Raw genomic sequence first — 269 nt, forward strand, 5'->3', positions numbered from 1 at the left:
CCCATTCCACAACACCGCATCATCCGTCTACAGAGTAACTTCTCCCACAACCCTCAACCCCCAACCACTCCCAACACAGAAATCTTCTATCACACACCTCCTCAATACCCCAACCACCCTCAACACCCCCACCTTTATCCTCCCCCTCAAAATCACCCTTACCTCCAACTATCCAACCTTCTCTTCTCTCAATTCAACCATAATCCCCATCCCACATACACCCCCCTTCCCAACAAAAATATTCATACTGCTATGCGACTCCACCCTAT

At 49.1% G+C, this 269-nt stretch carries 1 protein-coding gene; it reads left to right on the forward strand.

The genetic code is table 11. The annotated features are described in order from the left end of the window. Positions 1–3: 3 nt before the first annotated feature. Positions 4–269, forward strand: a 266-nt coding sequence (locus FS736_RS25595; RefSeq protein WP_395883946.1) for an alanine--tRNA ligase-related protein, incomplete at its 3' end; no start/stop codon positions are given.

The sequence above is a fragment of the Cytobacillus oceanisediminis 2691 genome (assembly GCF_007678455.1).
GTDB classification, from domain to species: Bacteria; Bacillota; Bacilli; order Bacillales; family Cytobacillaceae; genus Mesobacillus; species Mesobacillus oceanisediminis_A.